We start from the raw sequence: 17533 nt of genomic DNA on the forward strand, positions 1-17533 counted from the left end.
GTGGCCGGGTCTTCGGGGCGGGGGCGCGCGTGGGCGCCCAACGTGACCATGCGGCGACTGTCGGTGCGCCGGGCCTGCGGCGGCCAATGGTCGGCCTCCCCGCCCCGTGGGATCATTTTGTCCCAGGGGCTACCCGAAGGGGGCGTAATGTCCCGCATCGAAGAAACGATCGACATCTCCCGTCGCCCCGACGAAGTCTTCTCGTACTCGACGGATCCGGAGCACATCGCGGAGTGGGAGGAGAGCGCCGCAGCGGTACGCATCCTGAGTGAAGGGCCGCTCGGCGTCGGCTCTCGCTTCCAGGTGCAGCGGCGGATCGGGCCCATGGAGGTCCCCATGACCATGGAGGTCACGGAGTTCGACCCGCCGCGCAGCTGGCACTTCCACGGCGTCGACGGCCCGGTCCGCAGTGACCTTCAGGGCACGATCGAGCCGCTCGACGACGGCGAGCGGTCCCGGCTGACGCTGTCCGTCGACCTCGAGCCGCACGGCATCGGCAAGGTCCTCGTCCCGCTCGTGGTCAAGCCCATGGTCCGCAAGGAGATTCCGCGGGACGAGGCGCAGCTGAAGGAACTGCTCGAGGCGGGCGCGCCCTAGTCGAACCAGCGGTCCCGGGCCAGTTCCGACGTGCGGGAGGGGTCCTCCAGGAGGGCTGCCACCTCGAAGCGGCGGGGCCATTGGCCCGCCGCCCAGGCGAGGCCCGCCGCCACGCCCTCCAGGGTGGCGGCGTGGATCGTGCCGTCGGGGGTCTGGCGCCAGTCCAGTTCGACGCCCCCGGCGCGGAGTTCCTCGTGCTCGACGTACGAGTCCGGGGTCGCCGGGCCGAGGAGGGCGTGGACCGAGAGCGGGACGTCGTGCTCCTCGCCGACCGTGGTGACCTCCGCCTCGACGGACTCGCTCAGCCGCCGCACCTGGAACAGCTCCGCCAGGTCGGCCGCGCGGGACGGGGAGACGGGAAGGAGCGGGATGCCGGTCGCCAGCGGGAGGAGGTCGGGGGCGTCCGCGACCAGGGCCTCGGCGGCGTCGACCACGACGAGTTCGCCGTCCACGACCGCACGCAGCTCGTCGGGGAGGGTGACCTGCGCGGGGTCCTGCCAGGCCAGCGCCGTGTACAGGGCGTGCAGTTGGGCGCCGGACACCTGCCGGTCCGGGTCCGCCAGGCGGGCGAGCAGTTCGGCCGCGCCGCCCGGCTCCTCGAGGAGCGCGGAGACCGAGGTGCGGACGCCCAGGGCCCGCAGGACTTGCTCGTCCTCGAAGCCGGTCGCGTCGGCGGAGTCGTACAGTCCGATCAGGAGCGGGTCCGTGCCCGCCGCCCGCAGGCCCGCCGGGCGGCGGCCGTCCAGGACCGGGTGGTCGCGCAGCCACCAGGCGGTGTACGACCGTACGGTCTCGGTCGTGCCGTCCGGCAGCAGGACCCGTACGGGCTGGGTGAGTGCGTCCCGCAGCGGCGGCCGGGCGAGCAGGGCGAGCGCCTGCGGCCAGGCGTCGTCGTCGACCAGGTCCAGGTCCCGTACGGCGACGATCTCGGTCGCCACCGGCGGCACCGGCGCCTCCGGGAGCCGGTCCAGAACGTCCTCGCACCACACGTCGACGGCGTCGAGCAGCCCGGCGTCGTCGGGCTCGGCGAAGTCGCCCTCGCGGGGCTCCAGTTCGTCCGGGTCGAGGACGAGGTCGGTGGCGCGGACCAGAGCGAAGTTGGCGAGCACCCCGCAGGCGGCGAGGGGCTGTTCGCCCCAGCGCTCGGCCAGTTCGCGGTCGCAGAGGGCGAGTTCGTCCTCGCGCATGACGGCGGCGAAGGCGCTGCCGGGCAGGACGAGTTCGCCGGCGGGCGCGAGCTCCCCGTCCTCGTCGGGGAGGGCCAGCGCGCCGAGCCACGGCTCGTCGCCCGGCTCCAGCTCCGCGTCCCGTACGAGCGCGAGGACCGTCTCGGCGAGCTCGTCGGCGTCCAGGGTGTCCGCGTCCTCGTCCCAGATCTCCCCCGCTTCGAGGGATCCGGCGACCGCCGCCCTTACCTGAGGCGTCGTCAGGACCGCGCGGGGCGAGGCCGGGAGGGCGCCCAGCTTCTCCAGGAGGGGGTGGGCGGCGTCCGGGTGGGCGACCTTGAGGCCGAGGCGAGTCAGCTCGGCGGGCGTGCGGTCCTGGGGCAGGAGCACGTGCCGGGGGCCGATGGTGGTACGGATCCTGGCGTCCTCGGGGGCGTCGGCCGGAGCGGCCAGCGGGACCGGGAGGCCCGTCAGCCGGTCCGGGTCCACGCCCGCGAGGGAGTCGTACAGCCGCCACCACCACGACGGCGGGCGGTCCACCCCGGCGAGCCGGTCGATCGCCTCGGTCAGCGGGACGCGCCCGACGCCGAGCGTCCGCAGCTCCACACGTCGCTCAAGACCGGCGGGCAGCAGGGCCGGGAAGACCTCCGCCAGGACGGCGACGGTCTCGCTGCCCGCCCCCTCGACGACCTCGGCCTCCACCGGCCGCAGCGCGGGCACGTCCTCCGACGGCGCCTCGGGCGCCAGGAACGCGACCCGCGGAAGCCGCTGGAGGATCGCCGCGCGCAGCGCCCCGTCCAGGGCTCCCTTGCCGAGCGGTCCGGGCACCAGGTCGATCGTGGCGACCGTCACCGGCTGCCAGTCCGTGAGGAGTTCGGCGTACGCGTCGGCCGCCCGCTCGACCACGAAGTCGGTGAGCGGCCCGGGCGCGGGGTGGCGCCGGGCGGTGTCCAGCGGGAGGGAGGCGATGAGCAGGGCGGGCAGGCCGAGCGGCTCGTCGGTGGGGGTGGGGGCGTGGACGACGGGGGCGGTACGGGGGTACAGCGGGGCGCCCTCGCTGTCCACCGGTACGGCCCAGGTCACCGACCAGTGCGGGCGCAGCCGCTCCTCGACCGGCCGGTCCTTGAGGAGCGCGGGGTCGAGGGGGCCGCCGTGGGAGACGGTCCGCCAGCGGTGGGTCTCGCGGGTGGCGGTGTCGTCGATGTGGACGTACGCCTCGTGCTGGGCGCGGGTGAGGACCCGTACGCCCTCCGGGGTCTCGACGACGATCTCGGCGAGGCCGGGGAGGGTGAGCAGCAGGGCGTCGTCGATGGAGGCGAGGAGCCGCTCGGCGAGGTCGACGGCGGCGGAGTCCCGGAGCGGGAGGACGACGACGGTGTCGTAGCCGTCGGGGGCGGTGCCCTCGGCGGGCAGCGGGAGACGCAGGAGGGGCACGTGGCCGTCGCGACGGCGCAGCTCGTCCCCGAGGCCGGGGCTGTGCCGGGCGACCTCGGCGGCCAGCTCGCGCGCCTCGGCCAGGGACCAGCGGACGCCGCCGTGGCGGCCGAGGACGGCCGGCTCGTCGGAGACGGCGAGGACGGCGGCGAAGCCGACGCCGAAGCGGCCGACGGCGCCGCGGTCGTGCTCGCGCTTGGCGGAGGCGCGGAGGGTGGACAGCGACTCGACACCGGTCGCGTCGAGGGGGGCGCCGGTGTTGGCGGCGGCCAGGACGGCGGGCGCGTCGGGGCCCGCCTCGTGGAGCGTGAGCCGGAGCCGGCCGGTCACCCCGGCCCGGTGGGCGGCGTCGGCGGCGTTCTGGGCGAGCTCGACGACGAGCCGGTCGCGGTAGCCGCCGAGGGCGAGGTCCTCCTCGGCGTTCGCATCCTCCCGGAACCGGGCGGGCCCGGCCCCCCAGGCATCGAGCACGCCCCTCCGCAGCCGGGCGGTGCCGAAGGGGTCGGCTCCGTCGGTCGACGTCCTGACGCTGACGCTCACGTCTGACTCCACTCTGCGGGGCGGGATTGTTCCAGCTGCCCGAAGGTACCGCGCCCTGCGTGCGGCTTGCGCCGCCCCTCCGTGCGGAGCCCCCGGGCCCCCGGCGGGCTACGAGTGGCCCAGGTCTTCCGACGTGCCGTCCGGTTCCGTCGTCGAGCCCGAGTCCCTCGCCGGCCGAAGCGGGAACTCGTCCGCGCCCATCGAGTCCAGGACCGGCGGCGCCGGCCGCGGCGGCTTCGGCATGACCGCCGCCTCCGAATGGCCCCCGCAGCCGTACGAGAGCGACACGACCCGCCCGTCCGCCGGCGAGAACTCGTTCGCGCAGACGCCGAACGCCTGCTTCAGCGAGCCCGCCAGCGGCACCAGGAAGCCGCAGGACTCGCACGACGCGGGCGCGGCCTGTGCCATCGGGGTCTTCGCACCGAACGACTCGTCCCAGCGGTCCGCCGCCACGTGCAGCCCGTACCGCGAGAGCACCCGCGCACGCCGCATGCCGAGCTCCTCGGCGACCGAGGCGATCGCGCCCCGGGACGGCGTACGGGAGACGATCTCGGCGTCCTCCGCGTCGAGGTGGTCCGCCATCTCCTCCGACACCACGGAGTTCGGCGGCGGCACGTCCTCGCCGCTGTACCCCGGTTCGAGCCGCAGGTCGTCCTGCTCCGTCGGCAGCAGGTCCCCCGGCCCCATGTCTCCCGGCCGCAGCCGCTCGCTCCACGGCACCCACTCGGGCGCCAGGAGGGCGTCGGAGCCGGGCAGCAGGACGGTCTCGTCCAGGGTGACGTTCTTGGCCCGGGACGCACGGGTCACGGTCACGGCCCAGCGCCAGCCGCGGTACCCGGGCTCCTCGCACTCGAAGAAGTGCGTGACGACCCGGTCACCTTCGGCGACGGCCGCCACATGGGCGCCGACAATGCCCGGTGCCGCGGCCTCATCGGCGGCGGCCCGCGCCAGGTCTACCGCCTCGGCGCACAGGCGGTCGGGGGTACGCGGGGTACGCGGGGTACGGCTTCGCGTCGTCGCAGCACTCACAGGTCTCGCTTCTCTCCTACGCCGTCTCACGGGTGCGCCGGCCGAGGAGCGGGAGCGAAGCTACGGGCGGCGGGCGGAGCGGACCAGAGGGCCGCATCGACGTCCGCACCCGACATGTCTCGCGTGTCTCGGGCACACCTATACGTCATCCATTCTGCGGGATGCCGAAGAGGCGCGCGGCCGAGAACTTCCGCCGGTGGCGCGCTACGCACGCTACCCCCTCCGCCGCCCGCCGCCCACCTGCCCGCCCCAAGTGGCCCGGATCGTGGACCGACGGCCCGCCGTGCCACGGTTCGTACAGGACAGGCGTGGGGCACTATGACGGAGTGGCAGCCGCACGGTCGTCCGCACGATCCCACGATCATGCCGGGCCGCTCCGCCGAGCGGGCCGGACGGTGGGGCGCGCCCTGCATCTGCCGTTCACGGGCACGGTCAGGGGCATCCGCAGGGCGACGCACGCGCACGGCGCGGGCGAGTCGGGCCTGGGGAAGCTGATCGAGCTGCACGCCGTGAACGGGGCCGGCGACATGATGATCACGGTCGCGCTGGCGTCCACGGTCTTCTTCTCCGTACCGACGGACGAGGCGCGCGGCCGGGTCGCGCTCTACCTGGCGATCACGATGCTCCCGTTCACCCTGCTGGCCCCGGTGGTCGGCCCGATCCTGGACCGGCTCCCGCACGGGCGGCGGGCCGCGATGGCCGGGGCGATGCTGACCCGGGCGGTCCTCGCGCTCACCATGTCGGGAGCGGTGGCCACCGGCGGCCTGGAGCTGTACCCGGCTGCGCTGGGCGTGCTCGTGGCCTCGAAGGCGTACGGGGTGGTGCGCAGCGCGGTCGTACCGCGGCTGCTGCCGCACGGCTTCTCCCTGGTCAAGGCGAACTCCCGGGTCACCCTGGCAGGCCTCCTTGCCACCGGCATCGCCGCGCCGATCGGGGCGGGACTGCAGCAGATCGGCCCGCAGTACCCGCTGTACGGGGCGTGTGCGCTGTTCCTGCTGGGCTCGTACTGGGCGTTCCGGATGCCGCACAAGGTGGACTCGGCGAAGGGCGAGCGGGTGGCGCACCTGCTCACGCACGGCGAGAAGAAGCCGAGCCTGCGGACGGTGGGTCCTTCGGTGCTGCACGGGCTCCAGGCGAACGCTGCGCAGCGGACGCTGTCGGGGTTCCTGATCTTCTTCCTGGCGTTCCTGCTGCGCGAGCATCCGCTGCCGGGGCAGAGCGCGGCGGTGTCGCTGGCGATGGTGGCGGTGGCGGCGGGGGTGGGGAACGCGTGCGGGACGGCGGTCGGCTCGCTCCTGAAGGAGCGCGGCCACGCGCCGGAAGTGATCATCGCCACGATGATCACGACCGTGTGCGGGGCGGCGGTCCTCGCGGCCGTGTTCTTCAGCGGGCTGATGGTGGCGGTGCTCGGCGCGGTGGCGGGCCTGACGCAGGCGCTGTCGAAGCTGTCGCTCGACGCGCTGATCCAGCGGGACGTGCCGGAGGTGGTCCGCACGTCGGCCTTCGCCCGCTCGGAGACGCTGCTCCAGATGTCCTGGGTGGTGGGCGGCGCGATCGGCATCTCCCTGCCGCTGAGCGGCACGGTGGGCATGTGGGTGGCCGCGGGCATCCTGGCCCTGGGCGCACTCCTGGCGGTCCGGGGCCTGGTCGCGGCGGCGAGAGCGGAGACCCACCGCAAGTCGGACACGGAGGCGGGCACAACGCCGTGAGGACCGCCCCCGGGTGTGGGCAATCGTCCCGCAGGGCGGGACGGGTGGGCACACGGGACGGCGCCCCTGCGGGCGCGTCCGCTCCAGGGCCCCCCGCACCCCGCGGTCGTTGCACGTGCAGGGCCCTCGGGGCCGCCGGGCACACCGGGCAGAGGCGCCTGCAAGGGCGCCGTCCGTTGTGCCCACCCTCCCCCAAGCTCTCGGCTTCGCTCGAGCAGGGGGGACCCCCATCGCCCCAGCGGAACGAATGCCCACAACGGCGGGGCAAAACGCGGCGCGCCGCACCCCCGCGTGGCGGAGTCCGGTGGGCCCGATAGCCTTCGGGCCATGACCGTTGCGTTCTTCACCGGCTCGCGCCGCCGGGCCGCCGTCGCCCTCGGGGCCGTCTCCGCCGGGCTCCTCGTACTCACCGCCTGCGGCGACAAGCCGACTCCGCTCGCGACCCTGACGGTCGGGACCGAATCCGTCCACTCCGAGGCCGCCTGCTACAACGACGGCGACGCCATCAAGGAGTCGCAGATCCAGCAGTGCCTCAACAAGAAGGCCGAGAAGACCATCACGGTCGCCGCGGACGACAAGATCCGCTTCGGCGTCGACCCCGAGATCGCCAAGAAGGGCTGGACCATCTTCCTCGGTGGCCAGAACGCCGAGCCGGAGCCGTACAAGAAGACGTACCGGACCATCCCGGCGAGCGCCTTCTTCTCCTCCCAGACCGGCGAGCCCACCGACAGCACCCAGGTGACCATCGTCGAGAACGACGGCAAGAAGCTGACCGGCATCTGGCAGTTCGAGCTGAAGAAGGAATCCTGATCCTCCGGTGGCCCTCCGGATCCTGATCGTGACGGCCGTGGCGGCGGAGGCCGACTCCGTCGCACGCGGCCTTCCGTCCGACGGGCCGGGCCCGGGCGCCGGGATCGCGCTCCCGGGCGGATACGTCCTGCGCCGCCACGGCAGCGTCGATCTGCTCGCCGGCGGCGTCGGCCCCGCCGCGGCGGCCGCGGCCACCGCCACCGCGCTCGCCCAGGCGGCCACCGGCACCGCCACCGCGCTCGCCCTCACCCAGGCGGCCGCCGACACGGCCCCGTACGACCTCGTCGTCTCCGCCGGGATCGCCGGCGGGTTCCAGCCCTCCGCGCCGATCGGCTCCGTCGTCGTCTCCGACGCCATCGTCTCCGCCGACCTCGGCGCCCAGACCCCCGACGGCTATCTCACCATCGAGGAGCTCGGCTTCGGCCGGTCCACGCACCCCGTGGACGCCGACCTGACCCGGCGGATCTCCGCGGCCCTCACCCGCGGCGGGCAGGCCCACACCGTCGCCCCCGTCCTCACCGTCTCCACCGTCACCGGCACCGCCGAGCGCGCCGCCGAGCTGGCCGCGCGTCACCCCGGCGCCGCCGCCGAGGCGATGGAAGGGTTCGGCGTGGCCGAGGCCGCCACCGCCCACGGCGTGCCCGTGGTCGAAATCCGCGCCGTCTCCAACGCCGTCGGCCCGCGCGACCGCGCCGCCTGGCGCATCGGCGAGGCCATGGACGCACTGCAGTCCACGTTCCAGCTGCTCAGCACCACCGTCTTCGCGGAGCCGACGTGAGAAAACTGAAGATCGCCTACTCGCCCTGCCCCAACGACACCTTCGTCTTCGACGCCTGGGCCCACGGCCGCGTCCCCGGCGCCCCGCGCCTCGACGTGACGTTCGCCGACATCGACCTGACCAACGGCTGGGCGGAGAGCGGCACGACCGACTTCGACATCCTGAAGGTCTCGTACGCCGTGCTGCCCTGGGTCCTCGACGAGTACGCCCTACTGCCCTGCGGCGGCGCGCTCGGCCGCGGCTGCGGCCCGCTGGTGCTCACCCGCGAGCCGGGCGTGGACCTCACCGGCAAGACGGTCGCGGTGCCGAGCGAGCGCTCGACCGCGTACCTCCTCTTCCGACTGTGGGCGGCGGACGTCCTCCCGGGAGGCGTCGAGAACGTCGTCGTCATGCCGTTCCACGAGATCATGCCCGCTGTGCGCGATGGGAAGGTCGACGCCGGGCTCGTCATCCACGAGGCCCGGTTCACGTACCAGAACTACGGTCTGCACGCCCTCGCCGACATGGGCGCGCACTGGGAGGACAGCACCGGCCTCCCGATCCCCCTCGGCGCGATCATCGCCCGCCGCTCGCTGGGCCCGGAGCTGCTGCGGCGCATCGCCGACGCGGCCCGTACGTCGGTACGGATGGCCTGGGACGACCCGGCCGCCTCCCGCCCGTACGTACTCGAACACGCGCAGGAGATGGACCCGAAGGTGGCCGATCAGCACATCGGTCTCTACGTCAACGAGTTCTCGGCCGACCTCGGCGAGGCCGGCTACGCGGCGGTCCGTGGCCTGCTCACGCGCGCCGCGGCCGAGGGGCTTGTACCACCCCTCGGCCCGGACGCGCTGTCCTTCCCCTGACGGGGACTCACACGTCGAGTGTTCCCCTGACGGGCCTCACACGTCGAGCTGGTCCGCGACCGCCCGCAGCAGGCCGGCGATCTTCGCGCCGTGCGCCTTGTCGGGGTAGCGGCCGCGCTCCAGGCTCGGCGTGATGTTCTCCAGGAGCGTCGTCAGGTCCTGCACGATGGACGCCAGTTCGTCGGGCTTACGGCGCTGCGCCGCGGCGACGGACGGGGTGGGGTCGAGGACCGTCACGGAGAGCGCCTGGTCACCGCGCTGTCCCGCGACCACCCCGAACTCCACACGCTGCCCCGGCTTGAGGGCGTCGACTCCGGCAGGGAGCACCGACGAGTGGACGAAGACGTCGCCGCCGTCGTCCCGGGAGAGAAAGCCGAAGCCCTTCTCGCTGTTGAACCATTTGACCTTGCCGGTAGGCACGTCTGTCCTCGTCCTCGTACTCGATGGAATGCGCCGGGAATCCGGCTCTGGAGAGCAATACAGCGGGCGCCGACCCTCCCCCAAGCTCTCGGCTCCGCTCGAGCAGGGGGCACCCCCAGCCACCAAGGCTAATGGGCTTCGGGCTGGTGACAAGACGTCGCCGGTTTGTTCCTACGGCCTGGGAACTACCCTGGCCGAATGCGTAACGAAACCCCTTCCGCCCCGTCGGACGACCGCGCTCCGGGTGACGGGCTCGTCCGTGCCGGTGCGATTGTGTTCATCATCGGGGCGGTGGCCACGCTGGTCACCGTCGCGCCGCTGTTTCTGGGCACCGAGCCGTTCCCGCCGATCGCGTACGCCGTGTGCATGTTGATGGGCGTCGGGTTCCTGGTCGCGGGCGCCGGGGTGTTGCGCTCGATCGGGGCGCAGCGGCGGCAGGCGAGGGCGGCGGCGGCTCAGGGGCGGTAGGCGGCCTGGTAGCCCTGCCACCAGGTACGGAACTCCGTCAGGTCGGGCAGGACGACGTCCGCGCCGGCCGCGCGGAGTTCCGTCTCGTCGCAGGGGCCGGTCGCCACGGCCACCGACAGGGCGCCCGCGGTCGCGGCGCCGCGTACGTCGCCCGTGTGGTCGCCGACGTACACCCCCGCGCCGTACTCGAGCAGGGCTTCCGCCTTGCCCTCGGCCCACAGGCCGCCGATGACGGCGTCGGGGTCGATGCCGAGGTGGGAGAGGTGCAGCTTGGCGTGCGGCTCGTTCTTGGCGGTGACGACGATCGCCCGGCCGCCCGCCTCGCGAACGGCTTGAATCGCATCCCTGGCGCCGGGCATCGCGAGCGAGGGCTCGATCGCGTACGTCGGGTAGAGCGCGCGGTACTGGACGACCCGCTCCTCGATCTCCGCCTCCGGGAACCAGTAGGCCAGCTCGTGGTGCAGCGGCGGGCCGAGCCGGGAGACGGCGAGGTCGGCGTCGATCGGGACGCCGCACTGGGCGGAGAAGGCCTGGAAGGCCGCCTTGATGCCGGGGCGGGAGTCGATCAGCGTCATGTCGAGGTCGAAGCCGACGGTGTAAGGAGGCATGGGGGTCATTGTGCCCCGGGTGTTCGAATCGGGGCGCTGCTTAGACTGGCCCACGCACTGAGCCAAGCCTTACCGAAGTAGCACCTGTACCTCCTCCGATGGGCCTCGATGACCGCCGCTTTCCGTTCCCGACGCGTTCTCGCCACCGTCGTCGCCGTCATCGCCCTCCTCGTCGCGATCCTGCTGAGCCTCGCCGTGGGCGCCCGGGCCATCGCCCCGTCCACGGTCCTCGACGCGCTGCTGCACGGCGGGACGAGCGACGACGCCCAGGTCGTACGGCAGATGCGGGTGCCCAGGACCCTGATCGGGCTGATGGTCGGCGCCACGCTGGCGCTCGCCGGTACGGCCCTCCAGGGCATCACCCGCAATCCGATCGCCGACCCCGGCATCCTCGGCATCAGCCAGGGCGCCTCGGTGGGCGTCGTCCTCGCGATCGCCTTCGCCGGGGTGCACACGCTGACGGGGTACGTGTGGTTCGCCTTCGCGGGCGCCGCGCTCGCCTCGGTCGCGGTGTACGCGATCGCCTCCAGCGGGCGCGGCGGGGCGACCCCGGTGAAGCTGGCCCTCGGCGGCGCCGCGATCAACGCGCTGCTGCTGTCCGTGACGACCGGTGTCCTCACGACAAGGGCGTCGGCGCTCGACGAGTTCCGGTTCTGGCAGATCGGTTCGTTGGATGGGCGGGACGCGGAGGTCGTCGGGCAGATCTGGCACTTCCTGCTGGTCGGCGCGGTCCTTGTGGTGTCCGTCGCGCGGGGCCTGGACGCGCTCGCGCTCGGCGAGGACGTGGCGAAGGGGCTCGGGCAGCGGGTCGCGACGGTACGGATCGTGGGCGGTGTCGGGGCGACCGTACTGACCGGGGCGGGGGTGGCGGCGGCCGGTCCGATCGCGTTCGTCGGCCTCGCGGTCCCGCACATCGCCCGCGCGATCGTGGGCAGCGACCATCGCTGGGTGCTGCCGATGGCGGCGCTCGTGGGTCCCGTGATGCTGCTGGTCGCGGACGTGACCGGACGGGTCCTCTTCCCGCCGGGCGAGGTGCCGGCGGGCGTGATGACGGCGCTCATCGGGGTGCCGTTCCTGGTGACGCTGGTGCGGCGGAAGGCGGTGCCGGCATGACGACCACGTCGGTCAGGCCTGTGGGGTACGGGGTCGTACGCGCCGGGGGCGGATCGTTTCTGCTGCATCGGCGGTCGGTGGTCGTCGCCCTGGGGCTGATGTTCTTGCTGGCGGCCGTTTCGGTCGCTTACCTCTGTGTCGGCGAGAGGTTCGTCGAACCGGCAGAGGTCCTGAAGGTGGTCTTCGGGCAGGATTCGCGGGCCGCGTTCGTCGTCCAGGAGCTGCGGATGCCGCGGCTCGCGGTCGGGCTGATGGTCGGCGCCGCGTTCGGGGTGGCGGGCGCCCTCATCCAGACCGTCGCGCGCAACCCGCTCGCCAGCCCCGACATCATCGGCATCAGCCAGGGCGCGGGCGCGCTGACGGTCGGGGCGATGACCTTCGGCCTCACGTCGTACACCGTCCTGCCCTACCTCTCGATCGTCGGCGGCATCGCGGCCGCCGCGCTCGTGTACGTCTTCGCCTGGCGCGGCGGGCTGCACGCGACGCGGTTCGTGCTCATCGGTATCGGGTTCGCGATCGCGCTGCGGTCGCTGATCACCCTGTTCATGACGAAGGGCGACCACCTGGTCGCCCAGCAGGCCCAGATCTGGATGACCGGCTCGCTCAACGGGCGCGGCTGGGACGAGGCGGCGCCGATCCGCTGGACGCTGATCGTGCTGCTTCCGGCGATCCTGTGGGCGGCGCGGGCGCAGCGGAGCGTGTCCCTTGACGACGACACGGCGACGGCGCTGGGGGTCTCCCTCGGGCGTGTCCGGCTGGGGCTTGTCGTCGTGGGTGTGGTGCTCGCGTCGGTGGCGACGGGGGTGGCCGGGCCGGTGGACTTCGTGGCGCTGCTCGCGCCGCAGATCGCCCGGCGGATGACGCGTACGGCCCAGATTCCGCTGCTGTGCTCTGCCTTGATGGGCGCGTTCATCGTGGTCCTGGCGGATCTGCTGGGGCGGCGGCTGTTCTCGCCGGTCGAACTGCCGGTGGGCGTCCTGACGGCGGCGGTCGGCGCCCCGTATCTGATCTGGCTCATCGTGCGGACCCGAAGCGTGGGAGGAACGTCGTGAGTCGGCTGACGGCGCGGGCACTGACGCTCGCGTACGAGGACCGTACGGTCGTGGAGAACCTGGACCTCGCCGTCCCGGACGGCAAGGTGACCGTGATCGTCGGCCCGAACGCGTGCGGGAAGTCGACGACGCTGCGGGCGCTCGGGCGGCTGCTGAGGCCGGCGGGCGGGGCGGTGCTCCTCGACGGGGAGTCGCTGGCGAAGCTGCCGACGAAGCGGATCGCGCAGTCGATCGGGCTGCTGCCGCAGACGCCCGTCGCGCCCGAGGCGATCACCGTCGCGGATCTGGTGTCCCGGGGGCGTCAGCCGCACCAGGCGTGGTGGAAGCAGTGGTCGGAGGCGGACGAGCGGGCGGTCGTGGAGGCCATGGAGCGGACGGACGTCGCTGCGCTGGCCGACCGGTCGGTGGACGAGCTGTCGGGCGGTCAGCGGCAGCGGGTCTGGATCGCGATGGCGCTCGCGCAGGAGACGGACCTGCTGCTGCTCGACGAGCCGACGACGTACCTGGACATCGCCCACCAGGTGGAGGTCCTGGACCTGGTGCGGCGCCTGAACGTGACGCGGGGCCGGACGGTCGTCGTGGTCCTCCACGACCTGAACCAGGCGGCGCGGTACGCGGACCACCTGGTCGCGATGAAGTCGGGGCGGGTGGTGGCGGAGGGCCGGCCGTCGGAGGTGGTGACGGCGGACCTGGTCCGTGAGGTCTTCGGCCTGCGGTCGGTGGTGATCCCGGACCCGGTGACGGGCTCTCCCCTGGTGATCCCGGGAGAGCCGTGGCGCTCTGCAGAGCGGGAGGACGTGGCGGCGGGCGCGGGCGCCTGACGGGCCCCGGAGAGGACCTAGGTGGACCACGTGGGAGGAACGCGCGGGTCCGGCAGGTAGGCGCAGTAGGTCCCGGTGCGGATGGTGCGGTCGAGGTGGTCGCCCAACGGTGGAGAGGCGTCGCGGAGGCGGCCGATGGCCTTGCGCACGGCTTGCGTCACGGCGGCCCGGGCCCGTTCCGACGCCGCGCCGGCGCGGCGGTCGCGTCCGCCGAGCCCGACCGCCCGTGCGAGTTCGTTCATCAGGAAGTCGCGTTCGAGCTCCGCTTGCGCCTGCCTGGCGAAGTCGTTGTCGGCCCGGGCTTCCTCGATGTCGTCGTCGATCTCGGCGAGGCGGCGACGGTACATCCGCTTGGCACGGTCGTCCAGGAGGGGACCGGCGTCGCCGGTGCGGGCGAGCCTGCCCGCGGCGATGGGGTCGTCGCTGTCGGCGGCGGCGAGGTCGAGTACGTGGAACTCCCGTCCTGGAGCGGCGAGCAGGCGGGCGAGGTGGTGCATGCCTTTGCTGTCGCGGACGGTCACGCGCCGACCATCGAAGACGACCCTCCAGAAATCGGCCTCCCGGACGAACGTGTTCGGCTCCGTCGTGCTCGGATACGTCGTGCTCGGCTCCGTCACGGCCGGCTCCGTCACGGCCGGCTGAGTCATGGCCAGCTCCGCCGTGGCCGGCTCCGTCACGGCCCGCTCCGTCATCGCCGACTGCGCCTGGTCGGCTGCCGGTGTGCCGGCGATCCGTTCGTATGCGATACGGGCCGCCTCCCGTTCGAGCGTCTCGGCTTGGGTGTTGCCCAGGGCGCGGTGGGCGTCCGCGAGGCGAAGCCGGCATGCGGCCGCCTCGTAGGGTGCGCCGATGTCGCTCCAGGCGCGGACGGCGTCGGCAAGCAGCTCCGACGCGCCGGCCGCGTCGCCCTCGGCGAGGAGAACCTCGCCTCGCGCCTGCACGGCCGACGCGGCGAGTGCACTGCTCGCGAAGCGGCCGGCCACCTCCTCGAGCTCGCCGGCCGCGGCCCGCGCCGTCTCCAGGTCGGCGCGGGCGAGGGAGATCTCGACCTGCGCGGCCAGCAGCGGCGCCCGGCGCAGCTCGGTCGTGGGGGGAAGCTCCTTCGAGGGAGTCGGCAGCGGCCGGGCCAGCGCCTCCAGGATCGTGGCGGCTGCCTTGTCGACGTCGCCGCCGGCGAGCCGGACCAGGGAGAGCCCGGGTTCGGGATCCCACCCAAGGCGATGGGCGGCGAGCAGAGCCTCTTCGGCGCCGGTCAGATCGCCCCGCCGCAGCCGGATCCGGCCCAGCTCCGTCAGCGGCCAGCCCAGCTCGCGCCGCACGTAGGGGCGCAGCTCGTCGCACGCGAGCAACACTTGCCGCTCGGCGTCCGCGCAATGGCCCCGCAGACGCAGGATCTCGGCCCGATGCACCCGGCACCGGCCGGGCAGGCTTCCGATCGCGGTCGAGCGCGCCCACCGTTCCATCGCTTCGGTCCACTGCTCGGCCAAGTCGTACTGGGCGAGACCCTGCAGCGCACACACCAGCTCGCAGTAGACGACTCCCGTCGAGAGCGGGTCGAGCTCGCCGGACATCGCCGCGGCACCGGCGTCGTCGAGCAAGGCCAGACCTCGTTCGACGTCACCGCCGAGAATCACCAGCCGAGCCTGGACCACACGCCCGATCGCCGCCGCCGCGGGATCGGTGTCCGAGCCGACCTCGACCGCCCGCCCGGCCCAGTCCCGGGCGAGGTCGAGGTCGCCGCTGAGGAGACGCTCGAAGGCGCGAACCACCGCGAACCATGCGTGCGCGGGAGTGGCCGACGTGGGGTCGAGGAGGCGTTCGGCGCGACGGAGCCACCCCCGCACCGGTGCCATGAGCGCGGTGTCGAACAGCAGGTGCATGGCCACCCGCACGGCGGCTCCGGCCGCGCCGTTGTCGTCCCGGCCGGCCAGCTCGCCGTGGAGCCGTTCCCAGGTCTCGATCGCGACATCGAGATGCCCCGCGGCATACGCGACCCCGGCGAGATCGGCGAGCTCCGCGGGCCCGAGTTCGCCTGCCCCTTGGGCGGCCAGGTAAGCGGTGTAGGCGTCGGCCCACGCGCCATGGGCGGCAGCGTCCCTGGCCCGCTCCAGCGCGGCCCCACCGCCGGCGGCATCGGTCACGAGCACTTCCCTCGATCCGGGCGCGAGGCGGTTACGGCGGTAACAGCCCCGCTTACGCCTCCTTGGTAAGCCATGACCACCGCCGAGGACAACACAGGACATGAGAGGACATCATGGACACCCTCACCGTGAACGGCATCCGAATGGAGTACGAGACGCGGGGATCCGGCGAGCCGGTCCTGTTCATCAGTCCGGTCCTCGCCGACGGGTTCCTCCCGCTCGTCGCCGAGCCGGCCCTCACCGGACGCCGGCTCATCCGGTACCACAAGAGGGGCTGGGAGGGCAGTACCCACACCCCCGGGCCGGTCACCGTCGCCGACCACGTCACCGACGCCGTCGCGCTGCTCGACCGTCTCGGCATCGACCGCGCCCATGTGGCCGGGCACTCGACCGGCGGGGCGGTCGCCGCCCAACTCGTCCGCGACCACCCCGACCGCGTCGCCACGGCAACCCTGCTGGAGCCGCTCCTGCTGACGCTGAGCGCCGCCCCGGCGACCCTGGCGGCAGTGGCGCCGGCGTTCGAGGCGTACGCGAACGGGGAGCACGAACGGGCCCTCGGGCTGTTCATGCCCGTCGTCTGCGGGATGGACTGGGAGCGCTGCCGGACCTTGCTGGAGGAGCGTGTGCCGGGCAGCGTCGCGCATGCGGTCAAGGACGCCGATACGTTCTTCGGGATCGAGCTCGCCGCCCTGGTCGACTGGCGGTTCGGCCCTGACGACGCCGCGGCGATCCGCCGGCCGGTGCTGTCCGTGCTCGGCGGCGACACCCGACCGCTGTGGGTCGAGGTCGCCGAGTTCCTCCGCTCGACCGTGCCCGACGTCGAGGAGCACGTCGTCCCCGGCGTGGGCCATCTCCTCCACATCGAAAGGTCCCAACCGGTCGCCGAGACCATGGCCCGGTTCCTGGACCGTCACCCGATCATGTCCTGACCACGTGGTCAGTGGCGGCGGGAGCGCCAGATCAGGAACAGGGCCGACGCGAGGGCCGCGGCCTTCAGGGTCCAGGGCCAGGTCTCCGAGACGGCCGCGCCCATCGCCTCGCCGCCCGCCGCGACCGGTTCGCCCCAGCGGCCTTCCACACGGCCCCAGAGCCAGACCGCGCCCCCCGTGGCCGCCAGGGCCGGGAGGATGATGACCGCCCACTGGGTCTCCGTACGCGAGAGGCGGCGCGAGGCGTAGGCGAGGAGCCAGCCGCCCGCGAGGGCCAGGAGGGAGCCGAAGACGGCGCCTCCGACCAGGAGGAGTGCGGCGAGCAGGAGGACGGGGTTGCCGAGGCGGACGCGGCGCGCCGGGGCCGGCTCCGCCGTGGCGGGGTCCGCGTCCGGATCCGGGTCGGCGGCGGGTGCGGCGTCGGACGCTGCGGCCTTGCGAGGGCGGCGCAGCAGGCGCTTCCAGCCCGGGCGCGGGGCGTCCTCCTCGACGGCCTCGCGCCCGGCCTCCTCGGCCTCGTCCGTCTCCTCCACGGGCGGCTTGAGCAGTTCCGGGATCTCCACCCCGCCCTTGAACCCCGGCACGAGATCGTCCCCCGGCCGCGGTGTGTCGTCCAGGCGCCACCAGTCCGGTTCGGTGTCGGCCGCCCCGACCTCGTCCGTCCCCGCCAAGTGGGGTGCGGTCGCCCAGGCTTCCGGCCCCGGCCCGGGCCGCGGTTCGGGTTCCGGTTCCGTACGCGGCTTCGGTACGGCTCGCTTCTTCCGCAGCCGCCCCCGCTGCTCCGGCACCTCCGGCCGCTCGGCCGGCGCCGGTACGGGCGGAATCCCCGCCGCCCGGTCCACCACCTCGTCCGGCGTGCCCAGCTCCGCCAGGATGGAGCGGACCGCCGTCGGACTCTCCTGGCCGTACGTGGCGCGCCGACGGTCGATCTCGCCCCGGAGCGACGACACGAGCCGCATCCGCGTGCCCGACGGCAGCTGCCGTTGCTGCGCCAGATCCCCCACCCGGCTCAGATAGTCGAAGACCAACTGGTCGCTCTCGATCCCCACAGTCCCCTCCACGGCCGGTACGCC

At 73.6% G+C, this 17533-nt stretch carries 16 protein-coding genes; 10 read left to right on the forward strand and 6 right to left on the reverse strand.

What is annotated here, in order from left to right:
• Window positions 1-147: 147 nt before the first annotated feature.
• Window positions 148-597 carry an SRPBCC family protein gene (locus tag ACZ4VI_RS05280; protein WP_467996780.1) on the forward strand — a complete coding sequence of 150 codons (450 nt, stop codon included), beginning with the start codon at window positions 148-150 and terminating at the stop codon, window positions 595-597.
• On the opposite strand, the gene ACZ4VI_RS05285 is transcribed toward ACZ4VI_RS05280, so the two are convergent.
• Both ACZ4VI_RS05285 and ACZ4VI_RS05290 read right to left on the reverse strand, forming a co-directional pair.
• Window positions 594-3749, reverse strand: coding sequence for a sacsin N-terminal ATP-binding-like domain-containing protein (locus tag ACZ4VI_RS05285; protein WP_467996781.1), 3156 nt, complete (start codon window positions 3747-3749; stop codon window positions 594-596). The genes ACZ4VI_RS05280 and ACZ4VI_RS05285 overlap by 4 nt on opposite strands.
• Window positions 3750-3845: 96 nt before the next feature.
• Window positions 3846-4766 carry a DUF3027 domain-containing protein gene (locus ACZ4VI_RS05290; RefSeq protein ID WP_467996783.1) on the reverse strand — a complete coding sequence of 307 codons (921 nt, stop codon included), beginning with the start codon at window positions 4764-4766 and terminating at the stop codon, window positions 3846-3848.
• A 326-nt stretch (window positions 4767-5092) separates the two neighbouring features.
• Here ACZ4VI_RS05290 and ACZ4VI_RS05295 point away from each other — a divergent pair, with 326 nt between their 5' ends.
• The 4 genes from ACZ4VI_RS05295 to ACZ4VI_RS05310 all read left to right on the forward strand — a co-directional run bounded on the left by ACZ4VI_RS05295 (window position 5093) and on the right by ACZ4VI_RS05310 (window position 8908).
• Window positions 5093-6475 carry an MFS transporter gene (locus tag ACZ4VI_RS05295; RefSeq protein ID WP_467996784.1) on the forward strand — a complete coding sequence of 461 codons (1383 nt, stop codon included), beginning with the start codon at window positions 5093-5095 and terminating at the stop codon, window positions 6473-6475.
• Between the two features lie 327 nt (window positions 6476-6802).
• Complete coding sequence (locus ACZ4VI_RS05300; RefSeq protein ID WP_467996786.1) at window positions 6803-7285, forward strand: DUF2771 domain-containing protein; 483 nt, start codon at window positions 6803-6805, stop codon at window positions 7283-7285.
• Window positions 7286-7292: 7 nt separating this feature from the next.
• A complete protein-coding gene (locus tag ACZ4VI_RS05305; RefSeq protein WP_467996788.1) occupies window positions 7293-8063 on the forward strand; it encodes a futalosine hydrolase in 771 nt (256 codons plus the stop codon).
• Window positions 8060-8908, forward strand: coding sequence for a 1,4-dihydroxy-6-naphthoate synthase (locus tag ACZ4VI_RS05310; RefSeq protein ID WP_467996789.1), 849 nt, complete (start codon window positions 8060-8062; stop codon window positions 8906-8908). Before ACZ4VI_RS05305 ends, ACZ4VI_RS05310 begins: the two co-directional genes overlap by 4 nt.
• Window positions 8909-8944: 36 nt before the next feature.
• Here ACZ4VI_RS05310 and ACZ4VI_RS05315 read toward each other — a convergent pair whose 3' ends face one another.
• Complete coding sequence (locus tag ACZ4VI_RS05315; RefSeq protein ID WP_467996791.1) at window positions 8945-9328, reverse strand: cold-shock protein; 384 nt, start codon at window positions 9326-9328, stop codon at window positions 8945-8947.
• Between the two features lie 198 nt (window positions 9329-9526).
• Between ACZ4VI_RS05315 and ACZ4VI_RS05320 the strand changes: the two genes are divergently transcribed.
• Window positions 9527-9796, forward strand: coding sequence for a hypothetical protein (locus ACZ4VI_RS05320; RefSeq protein ID WP_467996793.1), 270 nt, complete (start codon window positions 9527-9529; stop codon window positions 9794-9796).
• Here ACZ4VI_RS05320 and ACZ4VI_RS05325 read toward each other — a convergent pair.
• Window positions 9784-10413 carry an HAD family hydrolase gene (locus ACZ4VI_RS05325; RefSeq protein ID WP_467996795.1) on the reverse strand — a complete coding sequence of 210 codons (630 nt, stop codon included), beginning with the start codon at window positions 10411-10413 and terminating at the stop codon, window positions 9784-9786. The two genes, ACZ4VI_RS05320 and ACZ4VI_RS05325, sit on opposite strands and share 13 nt — an antisense overlap.
• Before the next feature lie 99 nt (window positions 10414-10512).
• Here ACZ4VI_RS05325 and ACZ4VI_RS05330 point away from each other — a divergent pair, with 99 nt between their 5' ends.
• From ACZ4VI_RS05330 to ACZ4VI_RS05340, 3 genes are read left to right on the forward strand one after another with little or no spacing between them, the layout of a single operon-like run.
• Window positions 10513-11517, forward strand: a complete 1005-nt coding sequence (locus ACZ4VI_RS05330) for a FecCD family ABC transporter permease (protein ID WP_467996797.1) — start codon at window positions 10513-10515, stop codon at window positions 11515-11517.
• Window positions 11514-12569 carry a FecCD family ABC transporter permease gene (locus tag ACZ4VI_RS05335; RefSeq protein WP_467996799.1) on the forward strand — a complete coding sequence of 352 codons (1056 nt, stop codon included), beginning with the start codon at window positions 11514-11516 and terminating at the stop codon, window positions 12567-12569. The genes ACZ4VI_RS05330 and ACZ4VI_RS05335 overlap by 4 nt, the downstream gene beginning before the upstream one ends.
• Window positions 12566-13390: an ABC transporter ATP-binding protein gene (locus ACZ4VI_RS05340; protein ID WP_467996801.1), complete on the forward strand. Its 825-nt coding sequence runs from the start codon at window positions 12566-12568 to the stop codon at window positions 13388-13390. The genes ACZ4VI_RS05335 and ACZ4VI_RS05340 overlap by 4 nt, the downstream gene beginning before the upstream one ends.
• A 17-nt stretch (window positions 13391-13407) precedes the next feature.
• Here the strand turns inward: ACZ4VI_RS05340 and ACZ4VI_RS05345 are convergent, their stop codons facing one another.
• On the reverse strand, window positions 13408-15531 hold the full coding sequence (locus ACZ4VI_RS05345) for a transcriptional regulator (protein WP_467996803.1): 2124 nt from the start codon (window positions 15529-15531) through the stop codon (window positions 13408-13410).
• 113 nt (window positions 15532-15644) lie between these two features.
• Between ACZ4VI_RS05345 and ACZ4VI_RS05350 the strand changes: the two genes are divergently transcribed.
• The gene (locus ACZ4VI_RS05350; RefSeq protein WP_467996805.1) at window positions 15645-16460 is read left to right on the forward strand and encodes an alpha/beta fold hydrolase; all 816 of its coding nucleotides are present in this window, start codon (window positions 15645-15647) and stop codon (window positions 16458-16460) included.
• Between the two features lie 8 nt (window positions 16461-16468).
• Here the strand turns inward: ACZ4VI_RS05350 and ACZ4VI_RS05355 are convergent, their stop codons facing one another.
• Window positions 16469-17509 carry a hypothetical protein gene (locus tag ACZ4VI_RS05355; protein WP_467996807.1) on the reverse strand — a complete coding sequence of 347 codons (1041 nt, stop codon included), beginning with the start codon at window positions 17507-17509 and terminating at the stop codon, window positions 16469-16471.
• Between the last annotated feature and the right edge of the window lie 24 nt (window positions 17510-17533).

The organism is Streptomyces sp. NPDC029169 (assembly GCF_055563935.1).

Coding starts and splice junctions, on each gene's coding strand:
- ACZ4VI_RS05280 (WP_467996780.1), top strand. CDS start 148: ATGTCCCGCATCGAAGAAACGATCGACATCTCCCGTCGCCCCGACGAA.
- ACZ4VI_RS05300 (WP_467996786.1), top strand. CDS start 6,803: ATGACCGTTGCGTTCTTCACCGGCTCGCGCCGCCGGGCCGCCGTCGCC.
- ACZ4VI_RS05320 (WP_467996793.1), top strand. CDS start 9,527: ATGCGTAACGAAACCCCTTCCGCCCCGTCGGACGACCGCGCTCCGGGT.
- ACZ4VI_RS05325 (WP_467996795.1), bottom strand. CDS start 10,413: ATGACCCCCATGCCTCCTTACACCGTCGGCTTCGACCTCGACATGACG.
- ACZ4VI_RS05330 (WP_467996797.1), top strand. CDS start 10,513: ATGACCGCCGCTTTCCGTTCCCGACGCGTTCTCGCCACCGTCGTCGCC.
- ACZ4VI_RS05335 (WP_467996799.1), top strand. CDS start 11,514: ATGACGACCACGTCGGTCAGGCCTGTGGGGTACGGGGTCGTACGCGCC.
- ACZ4VI_RS05350 (WP_467996805.1), top strand. CDS start 15,645: ATGGACACCCTCACCGTGAACGGCATCCGAATGGAGTACGAGACGCGG.